Source organism: Mesorhizobium caraganae, from assembly GCF_016836705.1.
Lineage (GTDB): Bacteria > Pseudomonadota > Alphaproteobacteria > Rhizobiales > Rhizobiaceae > Mesorhizobium > Mesorhizobium caraganae.
Genome location: NZ_JAFCGY010000120.1, coordinates 1 through 491 on the forward strand (window position 1 = coordinate 1; position 491 = coordinate 491).

The 491-nt window shown below is 49.1% G+C and carries 1 protein-coding gene; it reads left to right on the forward strand.

From position 1 onward, the window contains the following. On the forward strand, positions 1-365 hold a 365-nt coding region (locus JQK88_RS35555), incomplete at its 5' end, for an Orn/Lys/Arg family decarboxylase (RefSeq protein ID WP_446669889.1). Positions 366-491: the final 126 nt, after the last annotated feature.

Genomic DNA, 491 nt, shown 5'->3' on the forward strand with positions numbered 1-491 from the left:
TCCATAAGCTGATTCGTAAACACGATCTTCCCGGTTTGATGTTGCGGGCATTTGATACCTTGCCGGAGATGATCATGACGCCACATCAGGCATGGCAGAGACAGATTAAAGGCGAAGTAGAAACCATTGCGCTGGAACAACTGGTCGGTAGAGTATCGGCAAATATGATCCTGCCTTATCCACCCGGCGTACCGCTGCTGATGCCGGGAGAAATGCTTACCGAAGAGAGCCGCACGGTACTCGATTTTCTACTGATGCTTTGTTCCGTAGGGCAACATTACCCCGGTTTTGAAACGGATATTCACGGCGCGAAACAGGACGAAGACGGTGTTTACCGCGTACGAGTCCTAAAAATGGCAGGATAACTTGCCAGAGCGGCTTCCGGGCGAGTAACGTGCTGTTAACAAATAAAGGAGACGTTATGCTGGGTTTAAAACAGGTTCACCATATTGCGATTATTGCGACGGATTATGCGATGAGCAAAGCTTTCT